Genomic DNA, 20,797 nt, shown 5'->3' with positions numbered 1-20,797 from the left:
AAAACACCACGACGGCGGGCGCACAGGCGCCCGCAGCGATTACTTGAACTTGTAGACCACGTTCATGGTGGTCAGCGTGTCGGTCTTGCGCTTGTCATCGGCGACGTCGCTGTTGTGGCGCGCCTGCCAGCCGGCTTTCAGCGCCAGATGTTCGTTCATGCTCACCGACACACCGAAATCGTTCTGCGCGAAGGTGTTGTACGAGCCCGACTCGACCAGCAGCGTGTTCACCAGGTCGGTGTTCGGGGTCAGCGTGTACTTGAGATCGAACAGGCCGCGGCCGATCAGGCCGGTGCGGGTCGCGTCGTCTTCGGTGTTGTGGGTGCGGCGCACACCGGGGCCGATCTGCGCATCCATGTAGAAGCGCTCGGCATCGATGATCCGGGTGCCGTAACCCAGACCGAACGAGCTCTGGCGGTCATAGGTGGCGAAGTCGTCGCGCTCGTAACGCACCGTGGCGGTGATCTGGCGGTGTTCACCCAGCTGCAGCGCGCTGCCGGCACTGCCGGTGTAACGGTTGGCGGTGGTGTTGCGGCGGCGGATGGTGGTGCCGTCGTCATTGGTATCGGTGTATTCCGAGCGCGAGCGCAGGCCGAACAGGTCCATGCTGTGCACCCAGTCATCGTCGGTGTAGCGCAGGCGCAGACGACCATTGAAGCTCTCGGTGTTGCTGTTGCCGCGGGCCGAGGCAAAGCCCAGTTCACCGCCACTGCCGCTCCAGGGGGAGGTCATCGCTGCCAGTTCGGCAGCGTCCTGTGCATAAACCGCCGGGGCGCAGAGCAGCAGGGGAACAAGCAACGAAACGCGCAGGGACATCAACGGTTCTCCGTGATCGGACAAGGGGGAGGGACAACAAGGGGGGGATGATACTTGATGCGTTCTGCGTCACATTCGGCGACGGGCCCCGGCTTTAGGGCACGTTCGGCCTCGGCCCCTGTTCAGGGAATATCGATGCGCAGTGAGGCGTCGTCGAAGCGCGAATAGGTCACGGTGATCCGGAACGGCTGCCCGTTGGTTTCACCCTTGCGCTCGATCTGCACCGGCAGGCCCTGTGCATTGACCCAGTACAGCAGGCCATCCGGCGCGGCGGTTGCATGGCGCACCTCGTATTTGTGCGCGCGCTGGCCACCCGCGCGGTCTTCGCCGAGGTCGCGCACCTGCAGCTGCGCCGGCTCCAGATCGTCCGGCAGCGGGTTGCGCCACTGCGCCAGCATCCCTTCGGGCACCGGGATCTGGCGCACTTCGCCAGCACGCTGCAGGAAGAACGTGCCGCCGACGATGGTCTGCGGGCCATCGTCGGTGATCAATCGGTAGCGGTCCGGGGCCACGTAGTCCATCTGCGCCTCCAGGGCGCGCGGGCCCTGCATCTTCATCACCGCGTGGAAGCTGCGCAGCTGGCCGAAGCGCTGGCTGGCGGCCAGCACGGTGGCCACCGGATCGGTGGCGGGTGTCGTCGCCGTCGCGGCAGGCACCGCAGCTGCGGGCGTTTCACTGCGTCCGCAGCCACTGAGCAGCAGGGCGGCGGCGGACAGGGCAAGGGCGGGCAACAGGCGCATGACGGGCGGCAGCAGGCGGTGGGGGCTCCACGATAGCCGAAGATGCAGCCGAAGCCGCCACAACGACGGCGACTCGGACATAATCGGGTCATGGACCGATATGAACGCATCAACGCCCTGCATCGCCTGCTCAAGTCCGCCCGTTACCCGGTAACGGTGGCGGCCCTGCAGGAAAAACTGGAGTGTTCCCGCGCGACTGTCTACCGCGACCTGGCCTTCCTGCGCGATGCGCTGATGGCGCCGGTGGAAGGCGACGGCGAGGCGGGCTTCCGCTACCAGGCCGACGAAAGCGACCGCTTCGAGCTGCCGGGCCTGTGGCTCAGCTCGGAAGAACTGCACGCGCTGCTGGCCTCCCAGCATCTGCTCTCGCGCACGGGGGGCGGCGTGCTGTCCTCGGTGCTGGCCCCGCTGCAGCAGCGCATCGAAGGCCTGCTGGCCGCACAGGCCGGCGTCTCGACCTGGCCGGTTGATCGGGTGCGGGTGATTCCGCACCGCGGCCGCAAGTTCGATGAAGCCAGCTTCCGCGCCGTCGCCTCGGCGGTACTGGAGCGCAAGCAGCTGGCCTTCGAGTACCGGGCCCGCTCCACCGATGAGGCGACCCAGCGCACCGTGTCGCCGCAGCGCATGACCCACTACCGCGACAACTGGTACCTGGATGCGTGGGATCACGGCCGCGAAGGCCTGCGCAGCTTTGCGGTGGACCGCATCTACAAGGCACGCGTGATCGATACCACCGCGCGCGATGTGGATGAGACCGAGCTGGACGAACAGCTGGGCGCCAGCTACGGCATCTTCTCCGGGCCGCCCAAGGGCTGGGCCACCATCGTGTTCAGTGCCAAGGCTGCGCGCTGGGTGGCCGATGAGCACTGGCATTCCAAGCAGCAGGGCCGCTTCCTGCCCGATGGCCGCTATGAGCTGAAACTGCCTTACAGCGTCTCGCGCGAGCTGCTGATGGACGTGCTGCACTACGGCTCGGACGCGGAAATCGTCGAGCCGGTGATGCTGCGCGAGCAGGCCAAGGCGCTGCTGGCACTGGCGCTGACCAGTTACGAGTAAGCCGGCCCGGCCGGCATCGGCTCATGCCGTGGGGTCATATGCCCCGGATTCCGCAAGGGCCGGGGCGTGCGGTATCGTGGGGCGTTGCTGCCCTTATGGATCCCGCTGCCCCCATGAAAAAGTACCTGCTGCTCCCGTTGCTTGCCGCTTCGCTGGCTCTGGCCGCCTGCGGCAAGCCGGCCAATGATTCCAAGAAGCTGGTGGTTGCCGCCACCGCGGTGCCGCACGCCGAGATCCTCGCCGTGGTCAAGCCGATCCTGGAAAAGGAAGGCCTGACCCTGGACGTGCGCGTCTTCAATGACTACGTGCAGCCCAACGACCAGCTGGTGCAGAAGCAGGTTGACGTGAACTACTTCCAGACCGAGCCCTATCTGGACGCCTACAACCGTGACCGCAAGACCGACCTGGTCAAGGTGATCGGCGTGCATATCGAGCCCTTCGGTGCCTATTCGCGGCGTTTCAAATCACTGGATGCGCTGCCCAACGGTGCCGACGTGGTGATCCCCAACGACCCGAGCAACAACAGCCGCGCGCTGATCCTGCTGCACAAGGCTGGCGTGATCACGCTCAAGGACCCGACCAATGCGTTGGCAACCCAGCGCGACATCATCGCCAACCCGAAGCAGCTCAAGTTCCGCGAGCTGGACTCGGCGATGCTGCCGCGCGTGCTGGACCAGGTGGATCTGGCCCTGATCAACACCAACTACGCGCTGGATGCCGGGCTCAATCCGACCCAGGATGCGCTGGCGATCGAAAGCAAGGATTCGCCGTACGTGAACTTCCTCGTGGCCCGCCCGGACAACAAGGACGATGCCCGCGTGCAGCAGCTGGCCAAGGCTCTGACCGGCCCGGAAGTGAAGGCCTTCATCGCCGAAAAGTACAAGGGCGCGGTCCTCCCGGCATTCTGACCGGTACCCAAGCGAGCCGACCAACGGTCGGCTCCTACCGATGAACCTGCGCACCGGGCTTTGGCAGGTATTGACCGATGGACCTGCGTGCCGAGGTAGAGCCACGCCATGCGTGGCTGGCTGCGCCCGCGCGGCAATGATCACCGACGCGGGCCTCACCCCACGCGGAACCCCATCGTCGCCTCCACCGCCTGCTGCCAGCCGGTGTACAGCGCCTCGCGCTGATCCACCGGCATCTGCGGGGTGAAGCGGCGGTCCACCGCCCATTGCTCGGCGATCTCCGCCCGGCTGCGCCAGAAGCCGGTGGCCAGCCCGGCCAGATAGGCCGCGCCCAGCGCGGTGGTTTCGGCCACCTGCGGGCGCAGCACCGGCACGCCCAGGATGTCGCTCTGGAACTGCGCCATGAAGTCGTTGGCGATCGCGCCACCATCGGCGCGCAGCTCCTTCAGTTCGATCCCCGCGTCGGCCTGCATTGCCGCCAGCACGTCGCGGGTCTGGTACGCCATCGATTCCACCGCCGCGCGGATGAAGTGCTCCTTGGTGGTGCCGCGGGTCAGTCCGAACATCGCGCCGCGCACATCGCTGCGCCAGTACGGCGCCCCAAGTCCGACGAACGCGGGCACCAGGTACACACCGCCATTGTCCGCGGCACGCTCGGCGTAGGCTTGGCAATCGCTGGATTTGCCGAACATGCGCAGCCCGTCGCGCAGCCATTGCACCACCGAGCCGGCGACGAAAATCGAGCCTTCCAGCGCGTACTCCACATGCCCATCAATGCCCCACGCGATGGTGGTCAGCAGGCCGTTCTCGGATACCACTGCCTTCTCGCCGGTGTTCATCAGCATGAAACAGCCGGTGCCGTAGGTGTTCTTGGCCATGCCCGGTTCGAAGCAGGCCTGACCGAACAGCGCGGCCTGCTGGTCGCCGGCGATGCCGGCAATGGGCAGGTGCTGGTCGAAGAAGAACTGCGCCTGGGTGGTGGCATACACCTCGCTGGAACTGCGCACCTGCGGCAGCATCGCGCGCGGGATGTTGGACAGCGCCAGCAGTTCATCGTCCCACTGCAGCGCATGGATATCGAACAGCAGCGTGCGCGCGGCATTGGTGACATCGGTGACGTGCGCCTGGCCGCCGCTGAGGTTCCAGATCAACCAGCTGTCGATGGTGCCGAACAGCAGCTCGCCGCGCTCGGCACGTGCCTGGGCGCCCTCCACGTGATCGAGGATCCAGCGGATCTTGGTCGCGGAAAAATAGGCATCGATCAACAGCCCGGTCTTGCGCCGGATCAGCGGCTCGTGGCCATCGGCCTTGAGCTGTTCGCAGATCGCATGGCTCTGCCGCGACTGCCATACCACGGCGTTGTGGATCGGCTGGCCGGTGGCCTTGTCCCAGACCACCGTGGTCTCGCGCTGGTTGGTGATGCCGATGCCGGCGATCGTGCGCGGGTCCACCTGGTAGCGGTTCAACAGCTCGGTGATCGTGGTGTAGACGCTGGTCAGGATCTCGCGCGGGTCATGTTCGACCCAGCCCGGCTGCGGGAAGATCTGGGTGAACTCGCGTTGCGCGCTGCCGGCGATGCGCCCGGCATGATCGAACAGGATGGCGCGCGAACTGGTCGTGCCCTGGTCGATGGCGAGCACGTAGTGCTTGTCCATGGTCTGCTCCGTGGAAATCGATGCCGTGAGGCGTGACAGGCGTACAGCCTACGGCATCGAAACACGCGCCTGCAGGGTGGCGGTCAGCGCTTCTCGCTGTGCCGCGTCCACGCGCAAGCCCAGGTGGCTGCGGCGCCACAGCACGTCGTCGGTGGTGCGGGCCCATTCGTGCGCGATGAGGTAGTCCAGTTCGCGGTCGTAGAGGCCGCCGCCGTGGTCCTGGCCCAGCGCGTCGAGTGTCTGTGCGCCGGCGAGCAGCCCAACCGCACGGGTGCCGTAGCTGCGGGCCAGGCGCTGCAGCAGGGCAGGGGGCAGGCGAGGGTGGTCACGCTGCAGCGCCTCGGCCATTTCAGCGGCCGTGCCGCCATCGCCCCCCGGCAACGGCGGCCCACCGGCGGTCCACGCCGCGCCCATCTCCGGCAGCGCGGGTGAGAGCCGCCCCAGTGCTTCCTCGGCCAGTGCGCGGTAGGTAGTGAGCTTGCCGCCCAGCACGCTCAGCAGCGGCGCGCCGGCCGTATCCAGCGCCAGCCGGTAGTCGCGCGTGACCCGCGATGCATCGCGGTGATGATCGGCCAACAGGGGGCGCACCCCGCTGTAGCGCCAGACGATGTCCTCGGCGCGCACCGGAACGCGCACGAACCGGTTCACCGCCTCGAGCAGATAGGTCTGTTCGTCGGCGCGGGTCTGTACCTGCGCCGGGTCGCCGTCGTAGTCGGTATCGGTGGTGCCGATCAGGGTGAAGTCCTGTTCGAACGGAATCGCGAACACCACGCGCTGGTCAGGTTGCTGGAACAGGTACGCACTGTCATGGGCAAACAGGCGCGGCACCACCAGGTGGCTGCCCTGCACCAGCCGCACTCCCAACGGGGCATCGAGTCCCGCCCGTTCCAGCACGGTACCGGCCCACGGCCCACTGGCATTGACCACGCAGCGGGCGCGGACGCGCTGCACGTCGCCGTTGGCGGTGCGCAGTACGGCCCACCAGTGATCGCGGTGGCGGATCAATTGTTCGCAGCGGGTGCGTGTGCGGATGTCGGCGCCGCGCTCATGCGCATCGAGCGCGTTGAGCACCACCAGCCGGGCATCGTTGACGCGCGCATCGGCATAGGTGAAGCCGGTCCGGTAGCCGGGCTGCAATGCAGCGCCGCTCGGATCGCGCCGCAGGTCGATGCGCTGCGAGCGCGGGAAATGGGGAGTGGCGTGGCCAAGGTGGTCGTAGAGCCACAGCCCCGCGCGCAGCAGCCACGCCGGGCGCAGGTGGCGTGCATGCGGCAGCACGAAGCGGGTCGGGGCGATCAGGTGCGGTGCAAGCTGGCGCAGCGTTTCGCGCTCGTTGAGCGCCTTGCGCACCAGCGCGAACTCGCCCTGCTGCAGGTAGCGCAGGCCGCCATGGATCAGCTTGGTGCTGGCGCTGGAGGTATGCGCGGCCAGGTCATCCTGCTCGCACAGGCAGACCGACAGGCCACGTCCCGCTGCGTCGCGGGCGATGCCGGCGCCGTTGATGCCCCCGCCCACCACCAGCACGTCGAAGGATTCGCTCATCGGCTCCCCGGGGTGGACCGGTCGGGTCCATCGTCACCCCAGTGTCGGCCACCGGCCGGCAACGCCCGATGAAAGTGGCGGGCCCCACAACGACAACGGGCCCGCGAGGGGCCCGTTGTGCGTACTGCGTGGAAGCGCAGCGGCGTGCTTAGAAGCGCGCGCCGATGCCGAAGCCCACGGTCCACGGATCCAGCTTGGCCTTGTCGCCGGTACCTTCACCGTTGACGGTCAGCTCCGGGCGCGAATGCATGTAGCGGGCATCGGCACGGGCGAACCAGGTGCTGTTGATGTTCATGTCCACGCCGACGGTGCCGATCGCGCCCTTGGCGGTCTTGACGCCGATGTGGCCGATGTCGCTGGAGAGGTCTTCATTGCTGAAGTTGGACTCGTAGTAACCGGCGCCCACGAACGGACGGAACACGTTGTCGGCCTGGCCGAAGTGGTACTGGCCGCTCAACGCGATCGGCTGCTGCTCGACCGTGCCCAGGCGGGCGCCATCGGTGCCGCGCACGCGGTGATCGAACTTGTCGGCTGCGCCCCACAGTTCCACGGCCCAGTTGTCGTTGATGTAGTAGCTGAAGCTCAGGGTCGGGGCCGGGCCGCCGTCCACCTTGCGCACGCCATCAAGCGGATCGTTCTTGGGCTGCAGCAGCGACACGCCGCCGACCACGGCGAAGTGCTTGCCAGAAGCGGTATCAACAGTGCTGTCCTGCGCGAAAGCAGCCGGCGCAAAAGCAAGAGCAGTCAGGGTAGCCAGGGTCAGGGTACGGATGGAGCGCATGGGGGAATCTCCTCAGGATGTTTTTGTTCTGGGCCCCGGTGTCGTGGGGCGAGGCAACCGTAGTCCCCGCAATCTGAATCGCATCCGACGCACGTTAAAATTTAGTTGTTTCCATTCAGCGATCAGTGCGAAACCGCTGTATTTACGGGCGATCATGCGACTTCTGACATTCATGCATCTGGTGATGGTGTGATGGAAACGACAACCTGCATCGGCTTCCCTGCGCAGCTGAACACCGGCTGCCGCGTGCTGGTACTCGGCTCGATGCCGGGTGTCGCATCGCTGCAGGCGGCGCAGTACTACGCCCATCCGCGCAATCGTTTCTGGCCGCTGATGGGCGAGTTGTGCGGGATCGACGCGACGCTTGCTTATCCGGAGCGCGTGCGCGCATTGAACGCGCGCGGTGTGGGCGTGTGGGATGTGATCGGGCAGTGCGAGCGACGCGGCAGCCTGGATGCGTCGATCGTGCGCGGCAGTGAAGTGCCCAATGCGCTTGGGGCACTGATCGACGGATTGCCTGCGCTGCGCGCGATCGCCTGCAATGGCGGCACCGCCTACCGGGCGTTCCAGCGGTTCATCGTGCCGGCGCTGCTTGATGCGGCGCGCGAGGTGCCGGTCTGGTCGCTGCCCTCCACCAGCCCGGCCAACGCGGCCTGGCCGTTGTCCCGGCTGGTGGAGGCATGGCAACCGCTGGCCGAGGCCATCCGGCGCTGAGGCGGGGACAGTGCCGGACAATACGGTACCGACTGGAAAATTCCGCTTTGCACTGTGCCAAGCCCAATCCGGCCAAAGCAGATGCCTGCAACAGCCTGTCCCGGGACAGCGGCGCTGAAAATTCGCCAAGCTGGTTGGCGCTGGCGCGCGAAGCCCCCACAATAGGCGATTCCCTACACCAGATTGCCGGAGTTTTCCCCATGGCCGAAATCAAGGAAGCACTTGTCCCCGATATCGGTGACTACAGCGATATCCCGGTAATCGAGGTGCTGGTCGCCGTTGGAGATACCGTCAAGAAAGACCAGGGTCTGGTGACGCTGGAATCGGACAAGGCCACGATGGAAGTGCCGTCCTCGGTGGCCGGTATCGTCAAGGAAATCAAGGTCAAGATCGGCGACAACCTCTCCGAGGGCAAGCTTGTGGCCCTGATCGAAGTCAGCGAAGAGGCCGCCGCGCCGGCCGCTGCTGCTGCCCCGGCCCCCGCTGCCAAGGCCGAAGCCGCCGAGACCGCGACCAAGGTCGAGCCGGTCGCCACCCAGGCCGAGCCGGACAAGCTGGCCGCCCGTGATATCGAGCAGTCCGCTGCCAAGCCGACCCAGCCGGCCCCGGCCGCCGCCGCCCCGTCGGGTGGCTCGCCGCCCAGCCCGCCGGTGGCCTTCAACGCCGACAGCGTGCTGCCGCAGAAGGTGCCCTACGCTTCGCCGGCCGTGCGCGTGTTCGCCCGCGAGCTGGGCGTGGACCTGAACCAGCTGAGCGGCACCGAGAAGGGTGGCCGCATCACCAAGTCCGACGTGCAGAAGTTCGTCAAGTCGGCCCTGGCCGGCGGCGGCGCTGCCACCGGCGGTACCGTGGCGGCCGGTGGCGGTCTGAACCTGCTGCCCTGGCCGAAGGTGGACTTCAGCAAGTTCGGTGAGGTCGAGGTCCAGCCGCTGTCGCGGATCAAGAAGATCTCCGGCGCGAACCTGGCCCGCAACTGGGCGATGATTCCGCATGTCACCCAGTTCGAGCAGGCCGACATCACCGAGCTGGAAGCCCTGCGCGTGGCGCTGAACAAGGAAAACGAGAAGGCCGGCATCAAGCTGACCATGCTCGCCTTCCTGGTCAAGGCCAGCGCCGCGGCGCTGAAGAAGTTCCCGGAGTTCAACGCCTCGCTGGATGCCAGCGGCGAAAACCTGACCCTGAAGAAGTACTTCAACATCGGTTTCGCGGCCGATACGCCGAGCGGCCTGGTCGTGCCGGTGATCCGCGACGTCGACAAGAAGGGTGTGGTGCAGATCGCGCAGGAATCCGGCGAACTGGCCAAGAAGGCCCGCGACGGCAAGCTCGGCCCGGCCGACATGAGCGGTGGCTGCTTCTCGATCAGCTCGCTGGGTGGCATCGGTGGCACGGCGTTCACCCCGATCGTCAATGCACCGGAAGTGGCCATCCTGGGCGTGTCCAAGTCGTCGATCCAGCCGGTCTGGAATGGCAAGGAGTTCGCCCCGAAGCTGATGCTGCCGCTGTCGCTGAGCTATGACCACCGCGTCATCGACGGCGCACTGGCCGCCCGCTTCACCACCTACCTCTCGCAGGTGCTGGCCGACATGCGGCGCGTCCTGCTGTGAAGCAGGGCCTGGTCCTGGCCGGGCTGCTGATGGCGCTGCCGTTGGCGCAGGCGGGCGCGCGCGAATGCGCGTCCGACCTGGGCCATGGCTGGCCACCGGCGGTCGGCAACTATGGCCAGGCGGTGGAAACCCTGTTCGACGGCAAGGTGCAGCCCGCGCTGTCGCTGGTGAGCCTGCCCAAGAGTGGTGTGGAGACCGGCGTCGCCTTGCTGCCCGCTCCCCAGGACCAGGCATGGACCCTGCGCTACAGCCGGGCCGACAAGCGCGTCTACAACTGGAACAGCGGCGCCCGCCAGGGCGGCGTGGAACTGCGTGTGGACCAGGCCCCGGACCAGTACCAGGTCAGCATCCCGGCGCCGTTGGCGCAGCGGTTGCTGCACAGCTGGCAGGCCGCGCTGGCCGCGCAGGTGCCGGGCGACCGCAAGGCGCCGGTGCTGGACGGTGACGTGCTGTCCTTCACCGTGGACGGCCAGCGTTACAGCGGCACCCGGCCGGCGTGCGGCGCGGGCCGGCTGATGATGAAACAGGTGGCGCTGCTGATCGAAGCCAGCGACACCAAGGAAAAGAAGCTCGACCGTCGCTGGAAAGATCTGGACGAGTCGCTCGACGAACTGCAGCAACTGCTCGGCGGCAAGGCCGGCTGAGCACCAGGAGAACACGAATGGCCGCAATTGAAATCAAGGTTCCCGACATCGGCGATTACAGCGGTGTCCCGGTGATCGAACTGCTGGTCGCCGTGGGTGACACGGTGAAGAAGGACCAGGGTCTGGTCACGCTGGAATCGGACAAGGCAACGCTGGAAGTGCCGTCCTCGGCCGCCGGTGTGGTCAAGGAAATCAAGGTCAAGCTCGGCGACAACCTCTCCGAAGGCGACGTGGTACTGCTGCTGGAAGCCGAAGGCGAGGCCGCCGCGCCGGCCAAGGCGGAAGCGCCGAAGGCCGAGGCCGCCCCGGCCAGCAAGCCGCCGGTGACCCCGTCGCACCGCGCCCCGGCCGAACCGGCCGCGCCGCAGCCGGCGTTGTCCTCGGGCAAGCCGGCCGATATCGAATGCAAGATGGTGGTGCTGGGCGCAGGCCCGGGCGGTTACACCGCCGCCTTCCGTTCGGCCGACCTGGGCGTGGACACCGTGCTGATCGAGCGTTACGCCAGCCTCGGCGGCGTCTGCCTCAACGTGGGCTGCATTCCGTCCAAGGCGCTGTTGCATGCCGCCGCGGTGATCGATGAGGTCGCCCATGCCGGTGATTTCGGCGTGGAGTTCGGCAAGCCGACGATCACCCTGGACAAGCTGCGCGGCTACAAGGAAAAGGTGGTCACCCAGCTGACCAAGGGCCTGGCCGGCATGGCCAAGCAGCGCAAGGTGCGCACCGTGCAGGGCCTGGCCAAGTTCGTCTCGGCCAATGAGCTGGAGATCGTCGGCGACGACGGCAAGACCCAGCTGCTGCGCTTTGAGCAGTGCATCATCGCGGCCGGTTCGCAGGCGGTGAAGCTGCCGAACTTCCCGTGGGACGACAAGCGCGTGATGGATTCCACCGATGCGCTGGAACTGGCCGACGTGCCGGGTTCGCTGCTGGTGGTCGGTGGCGGCATCATCGGCCTGGAAATGGCGACGGTGTATGCGGCGCTGGGCAGCAAGGTGACCGTGGTCGAGTTCATGGACCAGCTGATGCCGGGCGCCGACAAGGACCTGGTCAAGCCGCTGGCTGATCGCCTGAAGAAGCAGGGCGTCGAGGTCCACCTGAAGACCAAGGCGACCGACGTCAAGGCCGACAAGGCCGGCATCACCGTGTCCTTCGAAGCGGCCGTGGAAGGCGAAAAGCCGGGTCTGGACGCCAGCACCTTCGACCGCGTGCTGGTCGCGGTGGGCCGCTCGCCGAACGGCAAGAAGATCGATGCCGAGAAGGCCGGCGTGCAGGTCACCGACCGTGGCTTCATTCCGGCCGACCGCCAGATGCGCACCAACGTGCCGCACATCTTTGCGATCGGCGACATCGTCGGCAACCCGATGCTGGCCCATAAGGCCACGCACGAGGGCAAGCTGGCCGCGGAAGTGGCTGCCGGCGAGAAGAAGGAATGGGTGGCGCGTGTGATTCCGTCGGTGGCCTACACCAATCCGGAAATCGCGTGGGTCGGCGTGACCGAAACCGAAGCCAAGGCCAAGGGCCTGAAGGTCGGCGTGGCCAAGTTCCCGTGGGCCGCCAGCGGCCGCGCGATCGGCATCGGCCGTACCGAGGGCTTCACCAAGCTGATCTTCGACGAAGAGACCCACCGCATCATCGGTGGTGCGATCGTCGGCGTGCATGCCGGTGACCTGCTGGCCGAGATCGGCCTGGCGATCGAGATGGGTGCCGAGGCCGAAGACATCGGCCACACCATCCACGCCCATCCGACGCTGAGCGAATCGGTGGCGATGGCCGCGGAAATCTACGACGGCACGATCACCGATCTGTACATGCCGAAGAAGAAGTAATCGGCGGTCACCGCCCTGGGTGGTGACGCCGGTTCAACGAAAAACCCCGGTGAAAGCCGGGGTTTTTTGTTGCTGAAGCTGAGGCTGGCGAAGCAGCATCTCTTGGCGCCGCTTCGCTGCACAGGCCAGGGCCCGCCGCGGCCGGCAGGCCGTTCGGCAAATGTCCCCCGGCATCCGCCTGGTGGCGGCTGCCTCCTCCTTGATTTTGCCCAACGGCCTACCGGCCGCGGCGGGCCCCGGCCTGCGCAGCGAGCGTCTGATGCTCTCCTGCGAGCGGCCAGCGTAATTTTCGCCGGGCGGGCATGGATACCCTGTGGGGCGAAATCAAGGAGGAGGTGACGGCCATAGGTCGTCGCCGGGGGACATTCGCCCGACAGGGTATCCGTGCCCGCCACTCGACCAAGCCGCCCTTAAACCCTAAGCGCACAAAAAACGCGGCCCCCGATACACCGGAGGCCGCGCTTGGAAAGAGGTAGTGCGAAGGGCTTAGAAGACGAAGCTGACGCCTGCCACTGGACCCTTGAACTCCTGCTTCAGACCGATCGTGCCATCGCTGCCGCTCTGGTCCACGTCCAGCTTGAACCAGTCGTAGCCGGCGAACACGCCGAAGTTCTTGGTGAAGCGGTAATCGACAATCGCGTTGGCGCGGCTCAGATCACCATCGTAATCGTCGAAGTTGCCCCACTTGGTGTTCAGGTACTGGCCCTGGAACGTGATCATCCACTTCTCGGACGGGGTGAAGCTCAGGCGTGCACCGACCACCGGCGCCACACCGTCGGCCTTCTCGTCCAGGAAACGGCCCTGGTACAGGTCGCCAACATCGGCGTAGGCGGTGGTGCTGACCTTCGCGTACTCCGCACCCAGCTGCAGGCCGAGGTCGAACTTCTCGGTGTCCACCACCGAATAGTCGTACACCAGGCTGGCGACCTGGTACTTCAGCTCACCTTTGATGAAGCTGCCGGCCGGCACGTTGGTGTCGCCGAAGCTCACGCCCTCGTCGAGGGTCTCGCGGCGATCCTTGTCGTACTTGAAGTAGTTGAACAGCAGGCGCTGGCGGTTGCTGATACGGAACATGCCGTCAATGCGCGGCTCCCATTCCTTGCCACCGAGGCCGAAATCTTCGGAGAAGCCAACGTCCTGACCCGCGATGTTGGTATTGCCACGGATCGTGTTGTCCGAATCGATCTGCATCGCACCCAGGCGCAGGGCGAAGCGGTCATCGCCTTCGGCGGCATGGGACGGAGCGGCGTAGGAGAGTGCGGCCAGAGCGACTGGCACGGCAAGCAGGGAGAGCATCGGGCGCATCGGGGGTCCTTGCGGTGGTTCTAGTGATGTGCCGTCACATTGCCCACTGCGACGTCCACCATTCGTGAAGGTATGGTGGACGCAGTGTGTACCGTTCATGCGTGCCAAGCGCCCGCAGGTCAGTGCGGTGGCCGTTTTCGGGTCGAATCACCGTTCACGACCGGTCGCGATTGAACTGGCTCTGGATGATTCCGCCAGCACCGCAAAAGAGGGTGGCCCCGGAGAGGGCTTCGGGGCCACCCCGTACTGGCCTGCGCGCGGGACGCCGACGAGGATTCAACGGCAGGCTGATGGGTCTGACCGGGATGTGCGACCAAAGTTCAACATGCTGCACTGCCGCATAGGACGCCCCTTTGCGCAGTGGGATTGGCCCGAGAGCGGAACAGCGTTCCACAAGCCCCCAACGGCGGGCTTACATCCGGGATGAACAGGCAGCGGTTGTCTCTCAAATTGTCCCATTGCTATAATTTGGCGGCTCGACGAGGCGCTGGCTTGCGGCCTCGGCCTTTCCTACTCACAACCATGCAGGACATTCACGTGCTGAACTCCGTTGACGCGGGTCGGCGACTGATGCTGCGCGCAGCGGTTTACCCGCTGGCTGCAGTGGCTGTCCTGGCTCTTGCCCTGCTGCTGTGGGGAGGCCCGAAGGCCGCTCTGGGGGCGCTGCTCTCCGGTGTGGCGGTTTCTGCGGCCGGCTGGGTCGCCGCGCGGATGGCGCTGGGCGGCGGGGTGCAGGCGGCTGGCTCGGCGATGACCCGCCTGATCCTGGCGGTAGTGGCAAAGTGGGTGCTCGTATTCGGCGTCCTGATGGTGGGGTTCCTGGTCTTCAAGCTGCCTGCACTGGCGCTGCTGGCCGGTATCGCCGTCGGGTTGATGTTCCAGGTCCTGGCTCTGGCCAGGCGCTGATCCAATTTATTTAACTCAAGGTTCCGGACACATGGCAGGCGAGGCGCTGACACCCACCTCCTACATCCAACATCACCTGCACAACCTGACGTTCCATATGCAGGAAGGTGGTTTCTGGGCGATTCACGTCGACACCATTGTGACTTCGGTCCTGATGGGTTTGTTGATGGTGTTTGGCTTCTGGATGGCAACCCGCAAGGCGACGGCCGGCGTCCCAGGCAAGTGGCAGGCGTTCGTCGAGATCTGCCTGGAGTTCGTTGACCGCCAGGCCAAGGACACCTACCACGGCACCAGCAAGCTGGTGACCCCGATCGCGATCACCCTGTTCTTCTGGATCCTCATGATGAATCTCATCAAGATGATCCCGGCCGATTTCATCGCCAAGCCGCTTGAGATGATGGGCGTGCCGTACTGGAAGCCGGTTCCCACCGCCGACGTCAATGCCACCCTGGGCATGTCGATCAGCGTGTTCTTCCTGATGCTGTTCTTCGCGCTGCGCTCCAAGGGCCTGGGTGGCTTCACCAAGGAATTCCTGACGGCGCCGTTCGGCAAGTGGATGCTCCCGTTCAACCTGATCCTCAACATCGTCGAGTGGCTGAGCAAGCCGATTTCGCTGGCGATGCGACTGTTCGGCAACATGTTCGGCGGTGAGATTGTCTTCCTGCTGATCTGGGTGCTGGGCGGTGCGGGTATCGCCGGTGCCATCGCAGGCGGTGCATTCGGTCTGGGCTGGATGCTGTTCCACCTGCTGGTGATTCCGCTGCAGGCGTTCATCTTCATGATGTTGTCCATCGTGTACCTGAGCCTGTCGGAAGACGCTCACTGAGTTTCGCTTCACCCTTCATCCGTTTGTTTCTAAACCCTTAGTTATCCAAAGTTCCAGGAGAAAACCATGTACTTCGCCGTCCTGACCAACCTCGCCCAAGTCCAGAGCTCCACCGTCCTCGCCGTCGGCATCATGATCGGCCTGGCCGCGCTGGGTGCCGGTCTCGGTCTGGCCATCATGTCCGGTAAGTTCCTGGAATCGGCCGCGCGCCAGCCGGAACTGATTCCGGTGCTGCAGGTCCGCATGTTCATCACCGCCGGCCTGATCGATGCCGCGTTCATCATCTCGGTCGCCGTCGGCCTGCTGCTGGCCTTCGCCAACCCGACCATCGGCGAGTTCGTTGCACGTCTGCCGGCCGTTGCGGGCTGATCCAGCGAAAGCGAAACGATCAGGCGCCTTGTGCGCCTGATCGCGGATGAAGGACGGCTGCGCCGCTTTGGGCGGCGCAACCACCCCATCACCCCAGATTGAGCGAACCCCATGGATATCGGTTTTACCCTCGTTGCCCAGGCACTGGCGTTTGCCGGACTGATCTGGATCATCGCGACCAAGATCTGGCCGCCGTTGATGAACGCCATCGAAGAGCGTCAGCAGAAGATCGCTGAAGGCCTTGCCGCTGCTGACCGCAGCCAGAAAGATCTGGCCCAGGCCCAGGAAAAGGTCAACGATGCACTGAAGGATGCGCGCACCAAGGCCAACGAGATCATCGATCAGGCCCATGCACGCGCCAACCAGATCGTTGATGCCGCCAAAAATGAAGCCATCGTCGAAGCCAACCGCCAGAAAGATCTGGCCTACGCCGAGATCGACGCTGCCGCCAACCGTGCCCGTGAAGATCTGCGCAAGCAGGTGTCCGCACTGGCCGTAAGCGGTGCCGAAAAGCTGCTCAAGCGCGAAATCGACGCCAACGCCCACAAGGCGCTGCTCGACGAGCTGGCCTCGGAGATCTGATCGATGAGCCAGGCCCTCACGCTTGCACGCCCGTATGCCCGCGCCGCGTTCGCGACCGCGCGCGACGAAGGCACGTTCGCGCCGTGGTCGGACGCGCTTGCGTTCTCTGCCCACGTAGCTGCCGACCCGCGCGTGGCGGCCTTGCTGTCGAACCCGGAACTGGATCGCGGCGATGCCGTCGCGATGCTGGTGCCGGAATCGTCCAGCGAGACCTTCGGTCGCTTCCTGGCCATCCTGGCCGATGCGCACCGTCTGCCGCTGCTGCCGGAAATCGCCGGCATGTACGACCAGCTGCGCGCTGAAGCCGAACACGTGGTCAAGGCCACGGTGACCTCGGCCACCGAATTGTCCGGCGCCGAACTGGACGCCATCAAGGCCGCGCTGCGCAAGCGCTTCGGCGCCGAGGTGGATGTGACGACCGCAGTGGATGCGTCGTTGATCGGCGGTGCCGTGATCGACGCCGGCGATGTGGTCATTGATGGCTCGCTCAAGGGCAAGCTGTCGCGCCTGCAGACCGCGCTCGCTAACTGAATTCATTTAACGTCCGGCGTGATCGCCGGCACTAGGACTTGACGATGGCAACCACGCTCAACCCCTCCGAAATCAGCGAACTGATCAAGAACCGCATCGAGAAGGTCAAGCTGGCCGCGGAATCGCGCAACGAAGGCACCGTGACCAGCGTGTCCGACGGCATCGTGCGCATCTTCGGTCTGGCCGACGTGATGCAGGGCGAAATGATCGAACTGCCGAACAACACCTTCGCCCTGGCCCTGAACCTGGAGCGCGATTCGGTCGGCGCCGTGGTCCTGGGTGATTACCAGAACCTGCGCGAAGGCGATGTTGCCAAGACCACCGGTCGCATCCTGGAAGTGCCGGTCGGTCCGGAAATGCTGGGCCGCGTCGTGAACGCGCTCGGCGAGCCGATCGACGGCAAGGGTCCGATCGCGGCCAAGGCCACCGCGCCGGTGGAGCGCGTTGCTCCGGGCGTGATCTGGCGCAAGTCGGTCGACCAGCCGGTGCAGACCGGTTACAAGTCCGTCGACTCGATGATCCCGATCGGCCGCGGCCAGCGCGAGCTGGTCATCGGTGACCGCCAGACCGGCAAGACCGCCCTGGCCATCGATGCGGTGATCAACCAGAAAGAAACCGGCATCAAGTGCGTGTACGTCGCGATCGGCCAGAAGGCGTCGACCGTGGCCAACATCGTGCGCAAGCTGGAAGAGAACGGCGCCCTGGCGCACACCGTGGTGGTCGCTGCGACCGCATCTGAATCGGCCGCGATGCAGTACATCAGCGCCTACTCGGGCTGCACCATGGGTGAGTACTTCATGGACCGCGGCGAAGACGCGCTGATCGTGTACGACGATCTGTCCAAGCAGGCCGTGGCCTACCGCCAGATCTCGCTGCTGCTGAAGCGTCCGCCGGGCCGTGAAGCCTACCCGGGTGACGTGTTCTACCTGCACTCCCGCCTGCTCGAGCGCGCTGCCCGCGTGTCCGAAGAGTATGTGGAAAAGTTCACCAACGGCGCCGTCAAGGGCAAGACCGGCTCGCTCACCGCGCTGCCGATCATTGAAACCCAGGCCGGTGACGTCTCGGCATTCGTGCCGACCAACGTGATCTCGATCACCGACGGCCAGATCTTCCTGGAAACCGATCTGTTCAACTCGGGCATCCGCCCGGCCGTGAACGCCGGTATCTCGGTGTCGCGCGTCGGTGGTGCAGCCCAGACCAAGATCATCAAGAAGCTGTCCGGCGGCATCCGTATCTCGCTGGCCCAGTACCGTGAGCTGGCGGCGTTCGCGCAGTTCGCCTCGGATCTGGACGAAGCCACCCGCAAGCAGCTTGAGCGCGGTCAGCGCGTCACCGAGCTGATGAAGCAGAAGCAGTACGCCCCGATGTCCATCGCCAACCAGGCGCTGTCGATCTACGCCGTCAACGAGGGTTACCTCGACGACGTGCCGGTCAACAAGCTGCTGGCGCTGGAAGAAGGTCTGCATGCCCACTTCGCCAACACCCAGGGCGAGCTGATCAACAAGATCAACGCGACCGGCGGCTGGGACAACGATATCGAGGCTGCCTTCAAGAAGGGCATCACCGAGTTCAAGACCACCGGCAGCTGGTAAGCCGCATGTAGAGCGGGGCGTTGCCCCGCTTCACTGTGACAAAGCGGAGCACCCCTTCGCTCTACGGGAATAAGAGATGGCAAGCGGACGCGAAATCAAAACCAAGATCAAGAGCGTGCAGAACACCCGCAAGGTGACGCGTGCGCTCGAAATGGTCTCGGCCTCCAAAATCCGCAAGGCGCAGGAGCGGATGAAGACGTCGCGTCCGTACGCGCAGGCGATGAAGCAGGTGATCGGTCACCTGGCCCAGGCCAGCACCGACTACCAGCATCCGTTCCTGGTCCAGCGTGACGAGGTCAAGCGCGTCGGTTACATCGTGGTCTCCTCCGACCGCGGTCTGGCCGGCGGCCTGAACAACAACCTGTTCCGCAAGATGCTGGGCGAAATGCGCCAGTGGCAGGACAAGGGCGCCGACATCGACGTGGTCACCGTCGGCCAGAAGGCCTCGACCTTCTTCCGCCGCGTCAAGGTCAACATGGTCGGCACCGTCACCCACATGGGCGATGTGCCGCACCTGGAACAGCTGATCGGCGTGATCAAGGTCATGCTCGATGCCTTCACCGAGGGCAAGGTCGACCGCGTCTACCTGGTCTACAACCGCTTCATCAATACGATGACGCAGAAAGCCAGCTTCGATCAGCTGCTGCCGTTGCCGGCTGCTGAGAAGCAGGTCGCGCATCACGACTGGGACTACCTCTACGAACCCGACGCTGCGACCGTGCTCGAGCACGTGATGACGCGGTACGTCGAGTCGCTGGTGTACCAGGCGGTGCTGGAAAACGTCGCGTCCGAGCATGCAGCCCGCATGGTCGCGATGAAGTCGGCCAGTGACAACGCGAACAAGCTGATCGGAACCCTGCAGCTGGTCTACAACAAGGCCCGCCAGGCAGCGATCACCCAGGAAATCTCCGAAATCGTCGGCGGCGCGGCAGCAGTCTGACGCGCACAGTCAAAGCACACATTAGAGGATTGCAGCAATGAGTCAGGGCAAGATCGTTCAGATCATCGGCGCCGTCGTCGACGTCGAATTCCCCCGCGAGTCGGTGCCGAAGGTGTACCACGCGCTGAAGGTGGACAACACCGAAATCACGCTGGAAGTGCAGCAGCAGCTGGGCGACGGCGTGGTCCGTTGCATCGCGCTGGGCTCCACCGACGGCCTGAAGCGCAACCTGGTCGCCACCAACACCGAACGCGCCATCTCGGTGCCGGTCGGCGCGGGCACGCTGGGCCGCATCATGGACGTGCTGGGTCGCCCGATCGACGAAGCCGGTCCGGTCACCGCCAGTGACACCTGGGAAATCCATCGTGCCGCGCCGTCGTACGAAGACCAGTCCCCGGCCACCGAGCTGCTGGAAACCGGCATCAAGGTCATCGATCTGATGTGCCCGTTCGCCAAGGGCGGCAAGGTCGGCCTGTTCGGCGGCGCCGGCGTCGGCAAGACCGTCAACATGATGGAACTGATCAACAACATCGCCAAGGCGCACAGCGGTCTGTCCGTGTTCGCCGGCGTGGGTGAGCGTACCCGTGAGGGCAACGACTTCTACCACGAGATGAAGGACTCCAACGTCCTGGACAAGGTCGCGATGGTGTACGGCCAGATGAACGAGCCGCCGGGCAACCGTCTGCGCGTCGCCCTGACCGGCCTGACCATGGCCGAGTACTTCCGCGATGAGAAGGACGAAAACGGCAAGGGCAAGGACGTGCTGCTGTTCGTCGACAACATCTACCGCTACACCCTGGCCGGTACCGAAGTGTCGGCACTGCTGGGCCGTATGCCGTCGGCCGTGGGTTACCAGCCGACCCTGGCCGAGGAAATGGGCGTCCTGCAGGAGCGCATCACCTCCACCAAGAACGGCTCGATCACCTCGATCCAGGCCGTCTACGTGCCCGCCGATGACTTGACCGATCCGTCGCCGGCCACCACGTTCGCCCACTTGGATTCGACCGTGACCCTGTCGCGTTCGATCGCCTCGCTGGGTATCTACCCGGCCGTGGATCCGCTCGATTCGACCAGCCGCCAGATGGACCCGCTGGTCATCGGCCACGAGCATTACGACACCGCCCAGCGCGTCCAGCAGACCTTGCAGAAGTACAAGGAACTGAAGGACATCATCGCCATCCTGGGCATGGACGAACTGTCCGAAGAAGACAAGCAGGCCGTGACCCGCGCCCGCAAGATCGAGCGCTTCTTCAGCCAGCCGTTCCATGTGGCCGAAGTGTTCACCGGTTCGCCGGGCAAGTACGTGTCGCTGAAGGACACCATCCGTGGCTTCAAGGCCATCGTCGATGGCGAATACGACCACCTGCCGGAACAGGCGTTCTACATGGTCGGCAGCATCGAAGAAGCGGTCGAGAAGGCCAAGAAGATGGCTGAAAAGGCCTGATGCGGCGGGGGGGGGGGGG

20 protein-coding genes are annotated in these 20,797 nt (G+C 65.2%); 14 read left to right on the top strand and 6 right to left on the bottom strand.

The window, feature by feature from the left end; translation table 11 throughout:
• Positions 1 to 39 precede the first annotated feature (39 nt).
• Positions 40 to 816 (bottom strand): DUF481 domain-containing protein, encoded by a 777-nt coding sequence (locus ACE026_RS09475; protein ID WP_121040108.1) that lies wholly within the window; start codon positions 814 to 816, stop codon positions 40 to 42.
• Between the two features lie 122 nt (positions 817 to 938).
• A complete protein-coding gene (locus ACE026_RS09470; RefSeq protein ID WP_486038796.1) occupies positions 939 to 1,556 on the bottom strand; it encodes a hypothetical protein in 618 nt (205 codons plus the stop codon).
• Positions 1,557 to 1,646: 90 nt separating this feature from the next.
• On the opposite strand from ACE026_RS09470, the gene ACE026_RS09465 reads away from it, so the two are divergent.
• A complete protein-coding gene (locus ACE026_RS09465) occupies positions 1,647 to 2,612 on the top strand; it encodes a helix-turn-helix transcriptional regulator (protein WP_121040104.1) in 966 nt (321 codons plus the stop codon).
• 113 nt (positions 2,613 to 2,725) lie between these two features.
• Complete coding sequence (locus ACE026_RS09460) at positions 2,726 to 3,520, top strand: MetQ/NlpA family ABC transporter substrate-binding protein (RefSeq protein WP_121040102.1); 795 nt, start codon at positions 2,726 to 2,728, stop codon at positions 3,518 to 3,520.
• Positions 3,521 to 3,675: 155 nt separating this feature from the next.
• Here ACE026_RS09460 and glpK read toward each other — a convergent pair whose 3' ends face one another.
• The 3 genes from glpK to ACE026_RS09445 form a co-directional block, all read right to left on the bottom strand.
• Entirely contained in the window at positions 3,676 to 5,175 is a 1,500-nt protein-coding gene (glpK, locus tag ACE026_RS09455) for a glycerol kinase GlpK (RefSeq protein ID WP_486038795.1), read from the bottom strand.
• 48 nt (positions 5,176 to 5,223) lie between these two features.
• Positions 5,224 to 6,717 carry a glycerol-3-phosphate dehydrogenase gene (gene glpD / locus ACE026_RS09450; protein ID WP_486038794.1) on the bottom strand — a complete coding sequence of 498 codons (1,494 nt, stop codon included), beginning with the start codon at positions 6,715 to 6,717 and terminating at the stop codon, positions 5,224 to 5,226.
• A 148-nt stretch (positions 6,718 to 6,865) separates the two neighbouring features.
• Positions 6,866 to 7,498, bottom strand: coding sequence for an OmpW/AlkL family protein (locus tag ACE026_RS09445; protein WP_486038793.1), 633 nt, complete (start codon positions 7,496 to 7,498; stop codon positions 6,866 to 6,868).
• A gap of 192 nt (positions 7,499 to 7,690) precedes the next feature.
• Here ACE026_RS09445 and ACE026_RS09440 point away from each other — a divergent pair, with 192 nt between their 5' ends.
• The 4 genes from ACE026_RS09440 (at position 7,691) to lpdA (ending at position 12,283) form a co-directional block, all read left to right on the top strand.
• The gene (locus tag ACE026_RS09440) at positions 7,691 to 8,212 is read left to right on the top strand and encodes a DNA-deoxyinosine glycosylase (protein ID WP_486038792.1); all 522 of its coding nucleotides are present in this window, start codon (positions 7,691 to 7,693) and stop codon (positions 8,210 to 8,212) included.
• A gap of 200 nt (positions 8,213 to 8,412) precedes the next feature.
• Positions 8,413 to 9,816, top strand: a complete 1,404-nt coding sequence (aceF, locus tag ACE026_RS09435; RefSeq protein ID WP_486038791.1) for a dihydrolipoyllysine-residue acetyltransferase — start codon at positions 8,413 to 8,415, stop codon at positions 9,814 to 9,816.
• Positions 9,813 to 10,460, top strand: a complete 648-nt coding sequence (locus ACE026_RS09430; protein WP_486038790.1) for a hypothetical protein — start codon at positions 9,813 to 9,815, stop codon at positions 10,458 to 10,460. Before aceF ends, ACE026_RS09430 begins: the two co-directional genes overlap by 4 nt.
• 17 nt (positions 10,461 to 10,477) lie before the next feature.
• Positions 10,478 to 12,283: a dihydrolipoyl dehydrogenase gene (gene lpdA / locus ACE026_RS09425; protein WP_486038789.1), complete on the top strand. Its 1,806-nt coding sequence runs from the start codon at positions 10,478 to 10,480 to the stop codon at positions 12,281 to 12,283.
• Between the two features lie 486 nt (positions 12,284 to 12,769).
• On the opposite strand, the gene ACE026_RS09420 is transcribed toward lpdA, so the two are convergent.
• Positions 12,770 to 13,588 (bottom strand): hypothetical protein, encoded by an 819-nt coding sequence (locus ACE026_RS09420; protein WP_486038788.1) that lies wholly within the window; start codon positions 13,586 to 13,588, stop codon positions 12,770 to 12,772.
• 537 nt (positions 13,589 to 14,125) lie between these two features.
• Here ACE026_RS09420 and ACE026_RS09415 point away from each other — a divergent pair.
• The 8 genes from ACE026_RS09415 to atpD all read left to right on the top strand — a co-directional run bounded on the left by ACE026_RS09415 (position 14,126) and on the right by atpD (position 20,778).
• Positions 14,126 to 14,494, top strand: a complete 369-nt coding sequence (locus tag ACE026_RS09415) for a hypothetical protein (protein ID WP_172407534.1) — start codon at positions 14,126 to 14,128, stop codon at positions 14,492 to 14,494.
• Between the two features lie 31 nt (positions 14,495 to 14,525).
• Positions 14,526 to 15,320, top strand: a complete 795-nt coding sequence (gene atpB / locus ACE026_RS09410) for a F0F1 ATP synthase subunit A (protein ID WP_176988112.1) — start codon at positions 14,526 to 14,528, stop codon at positions 15,318 to 15,320.
• A 66-nt stretch (positions 15,321 to 15,386) separates the two neighbouring features.
• Entirely contained in the window at positions 15,387 to 15,689 is a 303-nt protein-coding gene (gene atpE, locus ACE026_RS09405) for a F0F1 ATP synthase subunit C (protein ID WP_088433762.1), read from the top strand.
• Between the two features lie 111 nt (positions 15,690 to 15,800).
• A complete protein-coding gene (locus tag ACE026_RS09400) occupies positions 15,801 to 16,271 on the top strand; it encodes a F0F1 ATP synthase subunit B (RefSeq protein WP_088433763.1) in 471 nt (156 codons plus the stop codon).
• Positions 16,272 to 16,274: 3 nt separating this feature from the next.
• Positions 16,275 to 16,802: a F0F1 ATP synthase subunit delta gene (locus ACE026_RS09395; RefSeq protein WP_088433764.1), complete on the top strand. Its 528-nt coding sequence runs from the start codon at positions 16,275 to 16,277 to the stop codon at positions 16,800 to 16,802.
• A gap of 44 nt (positions 16,803 to 16,846) precedes the next feature.
• Entirely contained in the window at positions 16,847 to 18,394 is a 1,548-nt protein-coding gene (gene atpA, locus ACE026_RS09390; RefSeq protein ID WP_088433869.1) for a F0F1 ATP synthase subunit alpha, read from the top strand.
• 76 nt (positions 18,395 to 18,470) lie between these two features.
• Positions 18,471 to 19,334 carry a F0F1 ATP synthase subunit gamma gene (atpG, locus tag ACE026_RS09385; RefSeq protein ID WP_481434139.1) on the top strand — a complete coding sequence of 288 codons (864 nt, stop codon included), beginning with the start codon at positions 18,471 to 18,473 and terminating at the stop codon, positions 19,332 to 19,334.
• Positions 19,335 to 19,371: 37 nt separating this feature from the next.
• Complete coding sequence (gene atpD / locus ACE026_RS09380; protein ID WP_121040078.1) at positions 19,372 to 20,778, top strand: F0F1 ATP synthase subunit beta; 1,407 nt, start codon at positions 19,372 to 19,374, stop codon at positions 20,776 to 20,778.
• Positions 20,779 to 20,797 lie beyond the last annotated feature (19 nt).

It is taken from the genome of Stenotrophomonas sp. AGC87 (genome assembly GCF_057333975.1).
Note: the sequence above shows the minus strand (reverse complement) of the source record. Positions and strands in the feature narration are given on the sequence as shown.